This window comes from Microbacterium sp. E-13 (assembly GCF_049912955.1).
GTDB lineage: Bacteria > Actinomycetota > Actinomycetes > Actinomycetales > Microbacteriaceae > Microbacterium.
The window spans coordinates 2,351,767-2,368,523 of record NZ_CP183973.1 but is presented as its reverse complement, the minus strand read 5'-3'; the positions used below and the strand labels follow the sequence as shown (position 1 = coordinate 2,368,523).

Sequence of the window (16,757 nt, the reverse complement as noted above, 5' to 3'; positions counted from 1 at the left end):
TTTCGAGTGTGCTCCCATCCTGCCTCCTGCGGGTCGGGGCCGCGACTGTGGATAACTCTCGGCCCGATCCGTCGCGAATTGCGAGGATGCTCGGGTGACCTCGCCCGCAGCCACCACCGGCGCCCCTGCCGCGACCGTCGTGGCGGAGCGCGTGCGCGAGCGTCTCCGTGCCGAACGGTCGGATCCCACCCGCGACCCCGAGTTCGCCGCCCAGGTCGCCCGCGCCGAAGTGCGTCGACACAACGACTTCGCGCTGGCTCGCGGACTGGCGCCGGTCGACGACGAGACGGCCTGCGTACGCGAAGTGCTCGCCGCGGTCGCCGGGTTCGGGCCGCTGCAGGCGTACCTCGATGATCCGACGATCGAGGAGGTGTGGATCAACGCCCCCGACCGCATCTTCGTCGCGCGCGGCGGCGTGCCCGAGCGCACACCCCTGACGCTCACCGACACGGCGGTGAGAGATCTGGTGGAACGGATGCTGCAATCCAGCGGCCGCCGGGTCGACCTGAGTCAGCCCTTCGTGGACGCCTCGCTCCCAGACGGCTCCCGGCTCCACGTGGCGATCCCCGACATCACCCGGCGCCACTGGGCGGTCAACATCCGCAAGTTCCTGCCCGCCTATCGCGACCTGGGCCGCCTGGTCGCCGCCGGGTCGGTCGCGCCCGCCGCCGCGACGCTGCTGCGCGACGCGATGATCGCCGGGCGGTCCGTGCTCGTCTCCGGGGCGACGCACGCGGGCAAGACGACACTGCTCGGCGCGCTCATCGCCGCGTGCCCACCCGAGCAACGCATCGTGACGGTCGAGGAGACCTTCGAGCTCGCCGTGGCGGCGCCGGATCTCGTCGCGCTCCAGGGGCGGCAGCCGAGTCTCGAAGGAACCGGCGAGGTGACACTCCGGCGCCTGGTGAAGGAGGCGCTGCGCATGCGCCCCGACCGGCTCGTCGTGGGCGAGGTGCGCGACGCCGAGGCGCTCGACCTGCTCCTCGCCCTCAACACCGGTGTGCCGGGCGCCGCGACCATCCACGCCAACTCGGCACGGGAGGCACTCGGCAAGCTGGCCGCACTGCCCCTCCTCGCCGGGCGGAACATCGACGCGAGCTTCGTGCAGCCGGCGGTCGCGGCATCCGTCCATCTCGTCGCGCAGTGCGAGCGGGATGCCTCGGGCGCGCGTCGCGTGGTCGAGATCGTCGCGCCCACCGGCGTGGCCGACGGGGTCGTCGCGGCACGCACGCTCTACCGGGCGGACGCGGCATGACCTTCGTGTGGGGCGCAGTGCTGGCGGCGGGTCTGCTTCTGACGGTCTCGCCGTGGGTGTGGCCGGCGAGGTCCAGGGTGACCGGGAGCGGTGCACGACGCGGCCGGATCTCCCGTCTGCTCGAGGACGCGGGCTTCGCGCGCACGTCGGCCGGCTCGATCGTGCTCGTGGCGGGCGTGTGCGCGGCGGTGACCGCCTCGATCGCCTGGCTCATCGCGCCGGTCATAGCGCTCGCGGTCGTCGCCGCAGCCGCGGGAGGCGTCGCGCCGTTCGCGTGGCTGCGAGCGCGACGAGCCCAGCGACTGCGCGCACGGCGCGGACTGTGGCCGGATGTCTGCGACCTGCTCATCGCGTCCGTGCGTGCGGGGATGTCGCTTCCGGACGCCGTGTCGACTCTCGCCGACTCCGCCCCTCTCGAGCTGCGGGCGCCGTTCGGCGTATTCGCACGCGACATGGCGGCATCGGGGCACTTCGACTCCAGCATCCTCCGGCTCAAGACCAACCTCGCCGATCCCGTCGCCGACCGTATCGTCGAGACGCTGCGCATGGCTCGCCAGGTCGGCGGCACCGAGCTCACCACCGTGCTCCGGGCGCTCGCGGGGGCCGTTCGCGCCGACGCGGCACTGCGCGCCGAGGTCGAATCGCGCCAGTCGTGGATTCGCGGGGCGGCGGCGCTCGGCGTCGTGGCCCCGTGGGTCATCCTGGCGATGCTCGCGATGCGACCGGAGGGTGCGCGAGCGTACGGAAGCGCCGGCGGGGTCGTGCTGATCGTCGTCGGAGCGGGTGTCTCGCTGCTGGCATACCGCCTGATGCTCCGGCTTGGCCGGCTGCCTCAACCGCGGCGGTGGTTCGGATGACCGGAACGGCGATGGCCGACGTGGCGTACGCGATCGTGCTGGGTACGGCGTGGAGCGTCGGGGTGTGCCTGTTGATGTCGCTCGCGCCACGATGGGGTGCGCCGAGCCTCACGCGTCGGATCGCTCCCTACATCCGGGACGTGACCGACCCGCGCGGACTCGATGTGCCGGCTCCCGGTGCCGTCGGGTCGACCTTCGCGTGGACGGTCGTCGTGCAGCGGAGGTTCGCGCGGCTCGCGGGTGGTGACGCCTCGCTCGAGCGGCGGCTGCACCGGGCGGCGTGGACGATCGACGCTGCGCAATTCCGGGCAACACAGCTCGCCTGGGCCGTCGCCGGGCTGGCCGCCGGCGGCGGGGTGGTCGTCGTGCTGGTGCTCGCCGGCCGCGGGTCGGCTGTGCTCGGACTGCTGCCGCCCGTTGCCGCGGTCGGTGCCGCGCTGCTCTACGACGCCTCTCTCACAAGGGCCTCGCAAGCGCGCGCGTCGCGCATCCAGGAGGAGCTGCCCACGGTCCTCGAATTCCTCGCGCTATGCCTGTCGGCAGGCGAGGGCATCCTCGACTCCCTGCGCCGCGTGAGCGAGGTCGGTGCAGGTGAGCTGACCACAGAGGTGCGCGGCGTGGTCGTGGCCGTCGGAACCGGCTCGCCGCTGTCGGAGTCGCTCACGCGACTGGCGGCCGGCCTCGAGATCCCCCCGCTCACCCGCGCGATCGATCAGGTCGTGGCTGCGATAGACCGCGGTGCGCCCCTCGCCCATGTGCTGCAGGCACAGGCGCTCGATGCCCGCGAAGACGCCAAGCGCACGCTCATCGAGCGCGCCGGCCGCAAAGAGATCTACATGCTGTTCCCCCTGGTGTTCCTGATTCTCCCGCTGAGTGTGCTGTTCGCGGTGTTCCCGGGGATCTTCATGCTTCGACTCGGACTCGCTTGACCGCCGGAAGGAAAACGATGAAGACACGGATGCTGCGGCTCACCGCACGACTGCGCGCGACGCTGGTCGACCTCGCCGAGGACGAACGGGGTGACGTTCCCGGCTGGGTACTGATCACTCTCATGACCGCGGGACTGGTGGTCGTGATCTGGGCGATGGCGGGGCCGGCGCTCGCCGACCTGTTCGAGCAGGCCATCAGTCGCGTGTCCGGGCTCTGAGCCCGTGCCTCCAGGGGTGCCCGGTGCGATTGCGGGCATTCGTGCCCGGCTCGAAGCCGATCTCCGCGACGATACCGGTTCAAGCCCGGTCGAGTTCGTGCTCGTCGGCACGCTCCTGACCCTCGTCACGCTCGGGGTGCTGCAGTTCGGCCTCGCGGTCTACGTCCGCAACGTCGTCCACGACGCCGCTGTCGAGGGGGCCTACCACGCGGCGCTGGCCGACACGACGCTCGACGACGGCGCCCTGCGTACGCGCGAAATCGTGAGCAGAACCATCGGCGCCGACTACGCGGCCGAGGTCGAGGTCCGCGAGACGTCCGCGTTCGGCGAAGAGACGGTCGAGGTGCGCGTCGAGGCCATGCTTCCTCTCGTGGGGCTGCTGGGCACACCGCGCTCGCTGGAGGTGACCGCGCATGCGCCGGTCGAGTCCTTCGACTGAGGGCGTGGAGTTCCGCACCGCGGGCGAAGCCGAGCGCGGGTCCGCCGCGCTGGAGTTCATCCTGGTGGGTCTGCTGCTCCTCGTGCCGCTCGTCTACCTCATCGTCGCTCTCGGGCTCATCCAGGGTCAGAGCCTCGGCGCCGAGGCCGCCGCGCGGCACATCGCCCGAGCGGTTGCCACCGCGACCGACGCGGACGACGCGCGCGCCCGGGCTGGCGCGATTCTGGACGCGGTCCGTGAGGAGTACGGATTGGATGACGTCGAGCTCGCTCTCGATTGCTCACCATCAGGTGCGACCTGTCCGCGCGCCGGAGCGACGCTGCACGTACGGGTGACCACCCGCGTCGCGCTGCCGCTGGTGCCGCCGGTGCTCGATCTCGACCGCATCTCCGCCGTCCCGATCGAGGCGAGCGCCGCGCACAAGGTGTCGCGCTTCTGGACCGAGCAATGACCGCTCGGCTGCGTCGCCCGCTTCTCGCCCGGCGAGTCGAGGGTGCAGACGACGCGGGCAGCATCCTCATCCTCACGCTCGGCTACGGCCTCCTTGCCCTCGCCGTGATCCTCGTGTGCACAGCCGCGACGAGTCTTTACCTCAGACAGAAGCAGCTGGATGCGATAGCGGATGCCGCCGCCCTGGCCGCTGCGGACGGCTTCGCCCTGTCGGTGGTCGACGACGAACCGGTCGCGACGCTCACCGACGCCGGCGTGCAGCGAGAGGCCGCGGCGATGGTCGACGAGATCGGTGGGGAAGTCCGCCTCATCTCCGCCACCACGCCCGACGGCGTCTCAGCGCGGGTCACGGTCGCCGGGGAGTGGCATCCGCCGGTCGTCACCGTGTTCGTCCCGGAAGGCGTCTCCCTCCGAGCCACAGCGACGAGCCGCACGGCGCTCCGCTGACCCGAACCAATCGGAGACCTCGCTAACCCTCGACGTTCGCCGCGGCGCGAGCGGCCAGCGCCACAGCCTCCATCCGCGAGTGCACGCCGAGCTTGCCGAGCAGGTTCTGCATGTGCGCGCCGACCGTCTTGATGCTGATGCCCATCGCCGTCGCGACCTGCTTCTGCGTCATCCCCTCCGTCGTCAGCGCCAGCACCTGCCGCTCGCGCTGAGTGAGTGATGACAGGCGTCTGAGATCAGCTGTCGCGCCGCGCGTCGGCTTCGTGCGGTCCACGAGCCGGCGCACGCGCGCGAGGAACTCCTCGGCATCCATCGACTCGGCGGCGTAGTCGTCCGCTCCCACGAGAAGCCCGGCAACGACATCCGCCGGTGTGGTGCGGACCGCCGAGACCAGCACCGCGGGCATGTCCGCTCCGTAGCGATCGCGAAGCTCCCGCAGCAGACCGCACCCGCCGTCTTCGACCTCGAGGATCGCCACCGCCGGTGGATGACCGTTGAGCCAGGTGGCAGCATCCGTCGTCCGTTCGAACTCCGCCGAACGCAGACCGAGCCGCTCCAGCAGCTTCACGTAGTCGGTCCTCACGTGGTCCCCAGCGACCACGAGCGCATATGTGTCTTCCGAGCTCACGATTCCTCCCCGAATCGCGCGCTTCTCGCCTGAGACGAACCCCTAGGGAGATTCCCCAGCCCCAGTTACTGACATCTCCGATGGTCGCGTCCCCACGCGGTTCCTAGCCTAAGCGCTGGGCAGCACCATGACCAGTGGTGCGCCGAGAGAAGAGGACGCCATGAACAGTCAAGACCCGACCGACTGTCGGAAAACTCCCGCACGCCGCAGGCGGGCGCCCTGGGTGGTCGGCATAACCGCCCTCGCGCTCGTCGCATCCGCCGCCATAGCCCCGGCGGCGCTGGCCGACCAGATCGGCCCCTACAACATCGACGGCGTCGTGCCGGACGACACCGATCCGGACCTCACCCCGATCACCGATCCCGCCGGCAGCAACAAGGAGCTCGGCCCCCTCAACTCGAGCACCACCAAGATCGGTGTCATCAACAGGGACGCGCCGCCGACACTCGGTGACACCAATCCGAACGGGCAGGTCGACCTGAACACCGCGTGGCTCGACACGACGCGCGTCGAAAGCCCGCCCGGCACCTTCACCGACTACCTGTACTTCGCATGGCAGCGAGACAGCGCGAACGGCAGCGGATTCATCGCGTACGAGTTCATGAAGGATGCGGCGCCCACCGCGTGCGCATACGACACCGCCACGAAGGAGAGCCTTATCGCCGACTGCAACCCGTGGGCGAACCGCAAGGCCGGCGACTTCCTGATCTTCTGGGATCAGCAGGGCGGCAACACCGACCTGTTCGTGCGTGTGTGGAGCGGTACCAAGCCCAACCTGACGCTCGGTACCCCCATCCCGCTCACGGACTCCGACGCGGCCTACAGCGCTGACGGCTTCCGCGGCGAAGCGGCGATCAACCTCACCGCGAACGGCCTCGGCGGCGGCGGAGCGTGCAACGCCTTCGCCAACGTCATCCCGAGTACCGTGACCGGCAACTCCGACACCGCCGACTACAAGGACACGATCCTTCAGAAGATCCCGCTGAGCAACTGCGAGTCGACCACCGTGACCACGCCGCAGGCGGGCACTGTCGACATCGTTCCGGCGAACGGCGTCTCGATCGGCACGGGCGTCGTGCAGGTGCGCGACAAGGCGGTCGTCGGCCTCACCGGCGGCACGGCCACACCGGCCGGCTCGGTGGCGTTCTGGCTCTGCAAGGTCGACACCGGCACGTGCAGCGGCGTCAACGATCCGAACATTCCCACCGTCGATCGCGTCGGGCTGAGCGTCGGCTCGACGAACCTCACGGGAACCGCCTACCCGGTGACGGTGTTCTCTCCGAACGCCTACGTCACATCGGCAGGCAGGTACTGCTGGCGAGCCACCTTCAGCGGCGACAGCGCCAGCCAGATCCCCGGATCGACCGACTCGTCGGCGAACGAGTGCTTCACCGTCAACCCGGTGACGCCTTCGCTGTCCACCACGGCGAGCGGGACGATCTTCCTCGGGGGAACGGTCTCGGACTCGGCGACCATCGGCGGGCTGGCGACGCAACCGCGCACGCCTCCGATGAGCCTGTCGAACACCGCGGGAGCCGCAGCCGGCGGAACGATCACGTTCAAGCTGTACGGTCCGAACAACTGCACGACGCTGGCGTACACGTCAGCAGCCGTGACGGTCAGCGGCAACGGCACGTACGGCACGCCGAACCCGCAGTTCCAACCCACCGCGGCCGGCACCTATCACTGGGTCGCCGAATACAGCGGCAACCTCCCGAACAACAACGCGACGAACCACAACACGACCTGCAACCAGACCGCTGAGGACGTCGTCGTGAATACTGTGCCGGCGAGGATGACCACCGAGCAGAAGTGGTACCCGAACGACACCGCGAACATCTCGGCATCGGCAGGCGGCAACCTGGCCGGAACCGTGACGTTCACGCTGTACCCGGGCGCAGGCTGCACGGGCACGCCGTTGATCCCCGCGACGAACGTGGCGGTCGCCGGTGCGTCGCCGCAGTCGGTGTCGACGAGCAACACCACCGTGTTCGTCTCGTCGTCGACGACCGTCTACTGGAAGGTGGCTTACGACAGCACCAACCCCGCTCAGGATGACATCCCGGCGAGCTGCCACGAGAACACCGCCCTGACGATCACCAACGGAGGAACAGTCCCCGCACCATGACAGAAAACTGAGATCCGACCCTGATCCGATCGGCCCCGCCCCCTGAGCGGGGCCGATCGGCGTGCGACGGATGCTGCTACCAACCGTGGACGTTGAACCACTCCCGGCGGCGCCGGGCGTCGGCATCCGCCTCCTCAGGGTCGCTCGTGTCGTGCTCGAGCACGCGACCGGCGTCGTCGAGCGGCACGAACCGGAGGCAGATTTCGCACAGCGCCCGGCCTCCCGGGTAGCCGTCGGCCAACGGCGCAGCGGGCGCAGCGGATGCTCCGGAGCCGGAGCAGCGCGCGGGGTCTTCGCCCGCGTCGCTCCACATGATCGTGCGGTGGCGGTGGAGGCCCGGATGATCGAGCGGCCGGGTGCAGCGCCGGCCATCGTTGCGGCTGCGGCAGAACTGCACGACCTCGGTCACGGCCGTGTGCGGGGCACGTACCGCGGCACCCAGCGGATGAAGGCGAGCGCGCCGAGCAGGCCGATCGCGCCCACCACCCCGGTCGCGACGGCGAGCGATGCGGCCGCGGCGATACCCGACACGAGGAGCGGCGCGATCGCGCCGCCGGCGTCGGTGAGCGTGCGCCAGGAGCCGAGGAACGGCGCCGGATCGGTCTTGGGTGCGACGTCGGCGCCGAGTGTGAGCAGGATGCCGCTGGACAGTCCGTTGCCGACGCCGAGCACCGCGGCGAACATCGCGAACCACATCGCCGCCTGCGGCAGGTCGTGGGTGAACGCCAGCGCGACGAATCCGGCCCCCATCAGGATCATGGCGGGAAGGGCGGCCCACAGCCGCCCGAACCGATCCATCACCTGCCCGCTCGCGTAGAAGAGGGCGAAGTCGATCGCACCGGAGATGCCGACCACCAGCGCGATGGTCTGCGCGTCGAGGCCGATCGACACGCCCCACAGGGGCAGGACGACCTGGCGCGCCGAGCGGACGGCCGAGAGGGATGCTGCGGCCAGCCCGAGCGTCGACAGCACCCGGCGGTGCCGCCACATGGTGCGCAGCACCCCGGTCCCCGGCCCGGCGCTCCCGCCCGTGCCGTTCCCCGGTCGCCGAGACTGCCGGAGCGGGATCGAGCCGGTGACGGGCTCGCCGGTGTCTTCGGTGTCCATGTCGCCGTTGCGGGTGCGCGCCTCCTCGACGCCGAGGAACTGCTTCTCGGGGTCCGGACCCAACAGCACCATCAGGATCATCGCGACGAGGCATCCGCCGAAAAACCAGATCGTTGCGTGCTCGTCGCCGAACACGGCGAGGAGGCCCGCCGCGACGAATGGCCCGACGAACATGCCGAGGCGGAACGTTCCCCCCAGCAGCGACAGCGCCCGCGCGCGGAAGGCGAGCGGCACCCGCGTCGTCATGAACGAGTGACGGGCCAGGCCGAACGCCGCGGCACAGAAGCCGATGAGGAAGACGGAGATCGCGAAGAGGCCGAGCGAGGGGGCGAGGGCCATGCCGGCGACGCCTGCCAGCGAGATGATGCCGGCGATCGCCATGGTCAGTCGCTCGCCGATGCGGGCGACCGCCCAGCCGGCGGGGATGTTCCCGCACAGCTGCCCGACGACGAGCGCCGAGGCCACGAGGGCCGCCGTCGCCAGATCTGCCCCGAGCTCGGCGGCGATGACCGGGATCAGCGGGATGACCGCGCCCTCGCCGAGCGCGAAGAGCACGGTGGGGCCGTAGACCATCGGGCCGAAGCGCCACAGGACCTCGCGTGCGCCGGGGGAGCTTGCGTGATCGGTCATCGCTTCCACGTTAGTCTGGAGTGTCATGCTCGACTTCGATCCCTCCGCCGACATCCAGGCCCTGCGCTCCACGTTCGCCGACATCAAGGCCGTGGTCGACGTCGAGGCGCTCAACGCCGACATCGCCCGTCTCAGTGAGGAGGCCGGGGCCCCCAACCTGTGGGACGACGTCGAGAAGGCGCAGAAGGTCACCAGCGCCCTCAGCCATCGTCAGTCCGAGCTCAAGCGCGTCACCGACGTCGAGCAGCGACTCGACGACCTCGACGTCCTCGTCGAGCTCGCCCAGGAGATGGACGATGAGGAGTCCGCCGAAGAGGCCCGCCACGAGATCGCGGAGCTCGAAGACATCATCAGCCAGCTCGAGGTGCAGACGCTCCTCGACGGAGAGTACGACGAGCGCTCGGCCGTCGTCACGATCCGCTCCGGCGCCGGCGGCGACGACGCCACCGACTTCGCCGAGATGCTGATGCGCATGTACCTGCGGTGGGCGGAGCGTCACAAGTACCCCGTGAAGGTCATGGACACCTCCTACGCCGAGGGCGCCGGGATCAAGTCCGCGACGTTCGAGATCGACGCGCCCTACGCCTACGGCACGCTCTCGGTCGAGGCCGGCACCCACCGCCTCGCCCGGATCAGCCCGTTCGGCTCGGCCGACAAGCGCCAGACGTCGTTCGCCGCGGTCGAGGTGATCCCCGTCATGGAGGAGGCCGTCGAGGTCGACATCCCCGAGAACGATCTGCGTGTGGACGTCTTCCGTTCCTCGGGCCCCGGTGGGCAGTCCGTCAACACGACCGACTCGGCCGTGCGCCTCACGCACATCCCCAGCGGCATCGTCGTGTCGATGCAGAACGAGAAGTCGCAGATCCAGAACCGTGCCGCCGCCATGCGCGTGCTGCAGACGCGCCTGCTCCTGCTCAAGCGGGAAGAAGAGGCGGCGAAGAAGAAGGAGCTCGCGGGCACGATCACCGCGAGCTGGGGCGACCAGATGCGCTCGTACTTCCTCTACGGCCAGCAGCTCGTGAAGGACCTCCGCACCGGGTACGAGGTCGGCAACCCCGCGATCGTCTTCGACGGAGACCTCGACGGCTTCATCTCTGCCGGCATCCGCTGGCGCAAGCGCAAGGACGACGACTGATCTCGATGCCTCTCCCGATCGAATCGATGCGCGAACGATGAGTGTCGCTCGGCCGCGGCCCCGGGTGGCCGCATAGGCTCGGTAGGCCATGATCCGGTTCGAGAACGTCACGAAGCGCTTTCGCGGCACTTCCAAACCCGCCCTGAGCGATGTCGATTTCGAGGTGCTGCGCGGGGAGTTCGTCTTCCTCGTCGGCGCGTCGGGATCGGGCAAGTCCTCCTGCCTGCGCCTGATCCTTCGCGAGGAGACGCCGTCGGAGGGGCGGGTGGTCGTGCTCGGCCGAGACCTCCGCTCGCTGTCGAACCGCAAGGTGCCGTACTTCCGCCGGCACATCGGCGCCGTCTTCCAGGACTTCCGCCTGCTGCCGACGAAGACCGTCTTCCAGAACGTGGCTTTCACGCTGCAGGTGATCGGTTCGTCGCGCGGCTTCATCCAGCAGGCGGTGCCCGAAGTGCTCGCCCTCGTCGGCCTTGCCGGCAAGGAGAAGAGGTTCCCGCACGAGCTGTCGGGCGGTGAGCAGCAGCGCGTGGCGATCGCGCGGGCGCTCGTGAACCGGCCGCAGATCCTGCTCGCCGACGAGCCGACCGGAAACCTCGACCCCGCGACGTCCGTCGACATCATGCAGCTGCTCGCGCGCATCAACGCCGCCGGCACCACGGTCGTCATGGCGACGCACGAGGCCGGCTTCGTCGACCAGATGCAGCGTCGCGTGATCGAGCTGCGCCACGGCGAGATGGTGCGCGACGAGCGCCACGGCGGCTACGGCGACCGGTCGGGTCTGCCCAGCCTCGCGCCCGAGCCCGAACGCGGTGCCGCGGCGGTCGCCGCCCTCACGGCGGTGCTCGAAGTGCAGCGCGAGGCCACCATCGCCGCCGCCGCGGGCCTCGACCCGACGGCTGTGGTCGACGACGAGGACCTCGAGACGGTGACGGATGCCGCATCCCCCGCCGCCGCGGCGGCTGCCGCCGTGGCGGCCGCCGAGGCCGCCGCTGCGGTCACCGCCGCGGAGGAACGACAGGCGGAGGCGCTGACGCGAGCCGCGGAGGAGCCCCCGGCGAGCGACCGGGCGGAGCCGGAGGCATCCGTCTCCGTCACGTCGTCGACGCAGCCGATCCCGGCCGTCGACCTGCGTGAGCTGGAGGTCGAGGAGCTGGGACTCGCCGACCGGCTGGGCCTGGGTGAGACCGACCCCGACGACGAAGTGGGGCCCACCTCATGAGGTTCGGACTCATCATGTCGGAGGCGTTCACCGGTCTCCGGCGGAACGTCTCGATGGTCGTGTCGGTGGTGCTCGTCACGTTCGTGTCGCTCACGTTCGTGGGCGCGGCGATCCTCATGCAGATGCAGATCGCGACGATGCGGGACTTCTGGGTCGAGCGGGCGCAGGTCGCGGTGTACATGTGCACCGAGATCTCGGCGCCGGCGACATGCTCCGGCGGCGAGGCGACGCCCGAGCAGGTGGCGGAGGTGAAGGCGAAGCTCGAGGGCAGCGCGCTCGCGCCGCTCATCCGCGACCTCACGTTCCTGGACCACCAGCAGGCGTACGACGAGCTGCTGCAGATCGCGGGCGAAGAGAACGCCAGCGTGATCACGCCCGAGCAGGTGAACGAGACCTTCCGGATCACGCTCGTCGACCCGGAGCAGTCCCAGGTCATGATCGAGGCGTTCAGCGGCATGCAGGGGGTCGAGCAGGTCCAGGACCAGATGCAGTACCTCGACCCGCTGTTCTCCGCGCTCACGATCGCGACCTACATCGCCGTCGGCATCGCCGCGCTCATGCTGATCGCGGCGGTGCTGCTGATCGCGACCACGATCCGGCTCTCCGCCTATGCGCGAAGACGGGAGCTCGGCATCATGCGCCTGGTCGGGGCATCCAACCGGTTCATCCAGACCCCGTTCATCCTCGAAGGCGTTTTCGCGGCACTGCTGGGATCGCTGCTCGCCAGCGGCGCGATCATCGCGGGCGTGCACTTCGGCGTCGACGCCTATCTGCGCGGCCGCGTGGACTTCGTGACGACCTGGATCGATCTCGGGGATGCGTGGCTCGTGGTGCCGGTGCTGATCCTCGTCGGGGTCGTGCTGGCGGCCCTGTCGGCGGGCTTCGCGATCCGCCGCTGGCTGCGCGCCTAGCCGTGAGGCGCTCGCCGACTTCGCCGGAGCGCGCGCCAGGGTAGACTGACAGGCTGCCGTAAGCGCCCTCGTACACTCCGAGGGACCAGCAGGACGGCATGCTTCGACAAGCTCAGCAACCGGAACGGAGTCGCCATGCCCAGGGAACGCGGCGAGAAGGTCGTGGCGACCAATCGTCGCGCGCGCCACGAGTACGCGATCGAGAAGACGTACGAGGCCGGCCTCGTGCTGACCGGAACCGAGGTGAAGTCGCTGCGGGAAGGCCGCGCGAACCTCTCGGACGGCTACGCGTACATCGACAACGGCGAGGCGTTCCTCGACGCGGTGCATATCCCGGAGTACTCGCAGGGCCACTGGACGAACCACTCCTCGAAGCGCACCCGCAAGCTGCTCCTCCACAAGGAGGAGATCGTCAAGCTCTCCCACGCGATCTCGGCGGGCGGGTACACGCTGATCCCGCTGAAGCTCTACTTCTCGGACGGCCGCGCGAAGGTCGAGATCGCGGTGGCCAAGGGCAAGCGCGAGTACGAGAAGCGTCAGACGATCCGCGAGCGCGAAGACAAGCGCGAGGCCGAGCGCGCCATGCGGTCGCGCAACCGGCTCGGCGAGTAAGAGCCCTCTCGGCTCAGCGGTCTGCGGGGAGTGCCTGACCCGCGGCATCCGTGTCGTCCACCGCCGCGCGGTCGCTGAACGCCGTCTTCGGCACGAACAGCAGCAGCACCGCGGCAGCCAGCGCCGTCACGCCGCACACGACCCAGACGGTGAGGTACCCCGAGAACGACCCCGCCGTGCCGTGAGCGGCCGCGCCGGTCGCACCGTGCAGCAGGGCGATGCCGAACGCGCAGGAGGCGATCGCGCCACCGACGGTCTTGACGGAGTTCGTGAGCCCCGTTGCCACGCCGGTCTGGGTATGAGGAGCAGCGGATGCCGCGGCCGCCGGCAGCGCCGCGACCAGGGCACCCGACCCCAGTCCGACGATCACCATGTTGACGATGACCTGCGCGTACGTGTCGTGGAACGGGAGGAACAGCAGGAATCCGACCCCGACGAGCGTCGCCGCCCCGATCAGGGTGAGCCGCGGAGCGGTGAGGCGGGCGATCAGCGGGTACAGCAGGGCGCCCGTGATCATGGCGATGAGGTACACGCCGATGATGAGCGAGGTCTGGAATCCGCTCGTGCCCAGGCCGTATCCGTACGTGCCGGGGTCGGTGCGGGCGAAGGTCGACAGCGGCGCCTGCGCACCGAGCACGCTCACGCCGAAGAGGCCCGCGGTGAGGAAGACCGGGCCGAGTGCGGGGGAGCGGAACATCCGCACATCGATGAGCGGGTCGTCGTGACGCAGCTCCCACAACGCGAACGGAACGACGAGCAGCACGCCCAGCGCGGTGACGAGCCAGGCGATCGGGTCTGCGGGGCCGTTCAGGCGTAGCAGGCTCAGACCACCGGTGAACGCGACCAGGGCGAGGGAGATCAGCACCAGGCCGACGGTGTCGAGGCGGCCGCCCGTGGGTTCGGGCGACTCTCTGACGCCGAACAGGATGACGAAGAAACAGGCCACGACCAGCAGTGCCGGCACCAGCAGCACGATCCACAGCGGCAGGCTGTCGATCAACATGCCGCCGACCAGCGCCCCGACGATCGCGCCCGTCTCGAGCGCCGCCACGAGGAAGCCGGCGGCGCGCGCGGTGATGGTCGCGCGCCCCGCCATGCGCCGCGAGCGCGACCAGATCAGCGCGATCTCGAGCGGCAGCCACACGACGTAGAAGCCCTGGATCGCCCACGCGGCGAGAAAGACGCCGAACGAATCGGTGAACGGGAGCACGAGGGACGCGGCGGCCGTGACGGCCGTCGACACGACGAGCATCCGCTTGTGCCCGACCATGTCGCCGAGCTTCGCGAACGCCGGAACGACGAGAGCCGACAGCATCAGCTGCGTGCCCTCGAGCCAGTTGACATCGGCGTCGTGAACGCCGAGGTGCCGCGCGATGTCGGTGAGCATGGGCGTGTAGTAGCCCTGCAGCACCCCGCTCGTGAACTCGACGAACGCGAGGAAGCCGACGACGCTCGCGAGCGCCCCGATCGTCACGCGCGAAGAGGTCGCGGTGCGCGCCATCGGTGCTCCTTCGCTCAAGGCCCCGGCCCCGCCTCGAACGCCGGGCCGTGGGCCTGTCGGAGGGCGGGTGCGATCACTCTAGACGCTGCAGCAGCGTGCGATGGAAAAGCTCGCCTCGCTCGAGCGCCGCGATCTCGACGCGCTCGTCGACACCATGGATCGACGCCCGCTGCGCCTTGCTCATGTCGAGCGGCGCGAACCGGTACACCGCCGGCGAGAAGCGGTGGAAGTGCCGCGAGTCGGTGGCTGCCATCATCACGTACGGCACGGTCGCCGCGTCGGGATAGGACGCCTTCACCGCCGTCGTGATGAGCGCGAACTGCGCGTTCGTCGTGGACGACTCCGGCGACGGGCCGTCGCCCTCCAGCACCTCGACCCGCACCGACCGGTCGGCGATCCTCCGCCGCACCCGGCGGACCGTGCTCTCCACCGACTCGCCCAGCGCGATGCGCAGGTTCAGCGTGGCGGACGCGTGCGAGGGCAGCACATTCGCCGCAGTGCCGCCCGCCTGCATCGTGGCGGCCACGGTGGTGCGCACCAGGGCCGCCGGCTCGCCGCCCATCGCGGTGAAGACGCGGGCGGTCAGCCACGGCGTCACCGAGAGCAGGCGGTACAGGCGTCGAGGGATGCCGCCTGTCCGCGTCGCGAAGAGCTCGAGCATGCGCGCGACCGCGGAGGGAGTGCGTGCCGGAAAGGTTCCGGGGGAGAGACGCTCGACGGCCCGGGCGATGCGTCGGACGGCGGTGCGGGCCGGGGGAGCCGAGGCGTGACCGCCCTCGCCGCGGGCGCTCAGCCGCAGCGTCAGCACCCCCTTCTCACCGACCCCGACCATCGCCGCCTTCCCGCGGACGAAGGGGAGTGGGGCGTCCACGACGGCGCCGCCCTCGTCGAGCACGAGCCACGGTTCGACGCCGCGCTCGCGGAGCGCCTCGGCGATCAGGCGCGCCGCGCCGCCGAAGGTCTCCTCGTCGCCGCCGAACGACAGGTACACGTCGCGAGCGGGCGTGAAGCCTGCCGCGAGCAGGTTCTCCACGGCATCCATCACCACGACCAGCGGCCCCTTGTCGTCGAGCGCCCCGCGGCCGTGGACCCAGCCGCCCTCGACGCGGCCTTCGAAGGGCGGGAACGTCCACGCGTCGCCCTCGTCGACGGGCACGACGTCGAAGTGGGCCATGAGCACGACGCCCCGCCCTGCGGTGCGGCCGCGCCAGCGGTAGAGGAGGCCCAGGTCGCCGAAGCGCTCGCGCTCGAGGCTCTCGTGGATGAGCGGGTACAGCTCGACGAGCAGGTCGGCGAAGGCTTCGAAGGGTCCCGGCCCGCGTCCGGCGCGCTCGGCCGACACGGTCGGCAGCTGAATCATGCGCGAGAGGCGGTCCGCGATCCCCGGTCGCGCCGCGACCTCGATGCCGGGTGCGAGGTGTTCCGTCTCGCTCGTTCCCCGCTCGCTCGACGACCGGACCTCGGCGTCGGGGCTCATCGGGCGGCGAAGCGCGCCTCGACAGCGGCCGAGATCACGATGTCCTCCGGCTGCAGCTGCACGGCGGGCGCGCCGCCGGAATCGGCGGCGAACGACGACTTGGCCATCAGCATCACGGGCGCGGGCGCCGCCTCCCGGCGGTCCTGGCGGCTGAGCAGCCCGACGTCGGCGATCTCCAGCGCGCTGACGTTCGCGAGGCCGAGCGCTGCGGCGTAGGAGGTGGCACGTTCGACGGCGACGCCGACGGCCGCAGTGGCGACCGCTCGCTCCGTCTCCGCCCGAGTCCCGGGAGTGAGCTTCCACTCGATCCAGCCCAGCTGCACCCCCTCGCGCTCGGCCACCTCGCCGGCCCACCACGACAGCACCGTGAAGTCGGTGAACGTCGCCGCGAAGTCGACCGAGGCGTAGTGCACGGGTGCGAGCCGCTTGCCCTCGTTGTTCCAGGGGCGCTCCGACCAGACCGCGACGCGCTGGCTCGTCCACTCGGCTACGCTGCCGTCGGATTTCCGCGCCGCGAGCTCGTCGCGCACGGGCTCGCTGAGCGCCGCCATGCGCTCGACGACGGTGCCGCGCTCGTGGCCTTCGGTGCGGATGGTGAGGTGCGCGATCGCGCGCTCGGGGGCGATGCGGGTCTCGTGCTCCCCGCGGACGGTGATGACGACGTCGCTCATGATCTGAGAGTAGTCCGACGCATCTCCCCGCTCCTGAGATCAGGAGATCTGGCGCACACAGGACCATCGCTCGCCTCACGTCCTGTCTCCGCCAGATCTCCTGTTCCGGTGTTCTGGGCGGCCGAGCCCGGGCCGAGGCATCC

Annotated in this window: 18 protein-coding genes; 12 read left to right on the top strand and 6 right to left on the bottom strand. The window is 70.3% G+C overall.

Annotated features, from left to right (window positions below):
- The first annotated feature begins 94 nt into the window (after positions 1 to 94).
- From ACN9MP_RS10930 to ACN9MP_RS10900, 7 genes are read left to right on the top strand one after another with little or no spacing between them, the layout of a single operon-like run.
- Positions 95 to 1,255 carry a CpaF family protein gene (locus tag ACN9MP_RS10930; RefSeq protein ID WP_426320118.1) on the top strand — a complete coding sequence of 387 codons (1,161 nt, stop codon included), beginning with the start codon at positions 95 to 97 and terminating at the stop codon, positions 1,253 to 1,255.
- A complete protein-coding gene (locus tag ACN9MP_RS10925) occupies positions 1,252 to 2,112 on the top strand; it encodes a type II secretion system F family protein (protein WP_426320116.1) in 861 nt (286 codons plus the stop codon). Before ACN9MP_RS10930 ends, ACN9MP_RS10925 begins: the two co-directional genes overlap by 4 nt.
- Complete coding sequence (locus ACN9MP_RS10920) at positions 2,109 to 3,041, top strand: type II secretion system F family protein (RefSeq protein WP_426320114.1); 933 nt, start codon at positions 2,109 to 2,111, stop codon at positions 3,039 to 3,041. Before ACN9MP_RS10925 ends, ACN9MP_RS10920 begins: the two co-directional genes overlap by 4 nt.
- Positions 3,042 to 3,058: 17 nt before the next feature.
- On the top strand, positions 3,059 to 3,259 hold the full coding sequence (locus ACN9MP_RS10915) for a hypothetical protein (RefSeq protein WP_426320112.1): 201 nt from the start codon (positions 3,059 to 3,061) through the stop codon (positions 3,257 to 3,259).
- A 16-nt stretch (positions 3,260 to 3,275) separates the two neighbouring features.
- The gene (locus ACN9MP_RS10910) at positions 3,276 to 3,698 is read left to right on the top strand and encodes a TadE/TadG family type IV pilus assembly protein (protein WP_426320110.1); all 423 of its coding nucleotides are present in this window, start codon (positions 3,276 to 3,278) and stop codon (positions 3,696 to 3,698) included.
- Positions 3,699 to 3,702: 4 nt separating this feature from the next.
- A complete protein-coding gene (locus ACN9MP_RS10905) occupies positions 3,703 to 4,149 on the top strand; it encodes a TadE family protein (protein ID WP_426320108.1) in 447 nt (148 codons plus the stop codon).
- The gene (locus ACN9MP_RS10900) at positions 4,146 to 4,595 is read left to right on the top strand and encodes a pilus assembly protein TadG-related protein (RefSeq protein ID WP_426320106.1); all 450 of its coding nucleotides are present in this window, start codon (positions 4,146 to 4,148) and stop codon (positions 4,593 to 4,595) included. Before ACN9MP_RS10905 ends, ACN9MP_RS10900 begins: the two co-directional genes overlap by 4 nt.
- 22 nt (positions 4,596 to 4,617) lie before the next feature.
- On the opposite strand, the gene ACN9MP_RS10895 is transcribed toward ACN9MP_RS10900, so the two are convergent.
- Positions 4,618 to 5,223, bottom strand: coding sequence for a response regulator transcription factor (locus ACN9MP_RS10895; protein WP_426320104.1), 606 nt, complete (start codon positions 5,221 to 5,223; stop codon positions 4,618 to 4,620).
- Between the two features lie 223 nt (positions 5,224 to 5,446).
- On the opposite strand from ACN9MP_RS10895, the gene ACN9MP_RS10890 reads away from it, so the two are divergent.
- Positions 5,447 to 7,351 (top strand): hemagglutinin, encoded by a 1,905-nt coding sequence (locus tag ACN9MP_RS10890; protein ID WP_426320102.1) that lies wholly within the window; start codon positions 5,447 to 5,449, stop codon positions 7,349 to 7,351.
- 76 nt (positions 7,352 to 7,427) lie between these two features.
- Here the strand turns inward: ACN9MP_RS10890 and ACN9MP_RS10885 are convergent, their stop codons facing one another.
- Both ACN9MP_RS10885 and ACN9MP_RS10880 read right to left on the bottom strand, forming a co-directional pair.
- Complete coding sequence (locus tag ACN9MP_RS10885) at positions 7,428 to 7,760, bottom strand: hypothetical protein (protein ID WP_426320100.1); 333 nt, start codon at positions 7,758 to 7,760, stop codon at positions 7,428 to 7,430.
- The gene (locus tag ACN9MP_RS10880; protein ID WP_426320098.1) at positions 7,757 to 9,088 is read right to left on the bottom strand and encodes an MFS transporter; all 1,332 of its coding nucleotides are present in this window, start codon (positions 9,086 to 9,088) and stop codon (positions 7,757 to 7,759) included. The genes ACN9MP_RS10885 and ACN9MP_RS10880 overlap by 4 nt, the downstream gene beginning before the upstream one ends.
- Positions 9,089 to 9,113: 25 nt before the next feature.
- Here ACN9MP_RS10880 and prfB point away from each other — a divergent pair, with 25 nt between their 5' ends.
- The 4 genes from prfB to smpB all read left to right on the top strand — a co-directional run bounded on the left by prfB (position 9,114) and on the right by smpB (position 12,965).
- Positions 9,114 to 10,223, top strand: a complete 1,110-nt coding sequence (gene prfB, locus ACN9MP_RS10875; RefSeq protein ID WP_426320096.1) for a peptide chain release factor 2 — start codon at positions 9,114 to 9,116, stop codon at positions 10,221 to 10,223.
- 88 nt (positions 10,224 to 10,311) lie between these two features.
- The gene (gene ftsE, locus ACN9MP_RS10870) at positions 10,312 to 11,442 is read left to right on the top strand and encodes a cell division ATP-binding protein FtsE (RefSeq protein ID WP_426320094.1); all 1,131 of its coding nucleotides are present in this window, start codon (positions 10,312 to 10,314) and stop codon (positions 11,440 to 11,442) included.
- Positions 11,439 to 12,353: a permease-like cell division protein FtsX gene (gene ftsX / locus ACN9MP_RS10865; protein WP_426320092.1), complete on the top strand. Its 915-nt coding sequence runs from the start codon at positions 11,439 to 11,441 to the stop codon at positions 12,351 to 12,353. The genes ftsE and ftsX overlap by 4 nt, the downstream gene beginning before the upstream one ends.
- Positions 12,354 to 12,488: 135 nt before the next feature.
- Complete coding sequence (gene smpB / locus ACN9MP_RS10860) at positions 12,489 to 12,965, top strand: SsrA-binding protein SmpB (RefSeq protein ID WP_191171280.1); 477 nt, start codon at positions 12,489 to 12,491, stop codon at positions 12,963 to 12,965.
- 13 nt (positions 12,966 to 12,978) lie between these two features.
- Here the strand turns inward: smpB and ACN9MP_RS10855 are convergent, their stop codons facing one another.
- From ACN9MP_RS10855 to ACN9MP_RS10845, 3 genes are all read right to left on the bottom strand, one after another.
- Entirely contained in the window at positions 12,979 to 14,466 is a 1,488-nt protein-coding gene (locus ACN9MP_RS10855) for an MFS transporter (protein ID WP_426320090.1), read from the bottom strand.
- Positions 14,467 to 14,539: 73 nt separating this feature from the next.
- Entirely contained in the window at positions 14,540 to 15,943 is a 1,404-nt protein-coding gene (locus ACN9MP_RS10850; RefSeq protein ID WP_426320088.1) for a M20/M25/M40 family metallo-hydrolase, read from the bottom strand.
- The gene (locus ACN9MP_RS10845) at positions 15,940 to 16,614 is read right to left on the bottom strand and encodes an SIMPL domain-containing protein (RefSeq protein WP_426320086.1); all 675 of its coding nucleotides are present in this window, start codon (positions 16,612 to 16,614) and stop codon (positions 15,940 to 15,942) included. Before ACN9MP_RS10845 ends, ACN9MP_RS10850 begins: the two co-directional genes overlap by 4 nt.
- Positions 16,615 to 16,757: the final 143 nt, after the last annotated feature.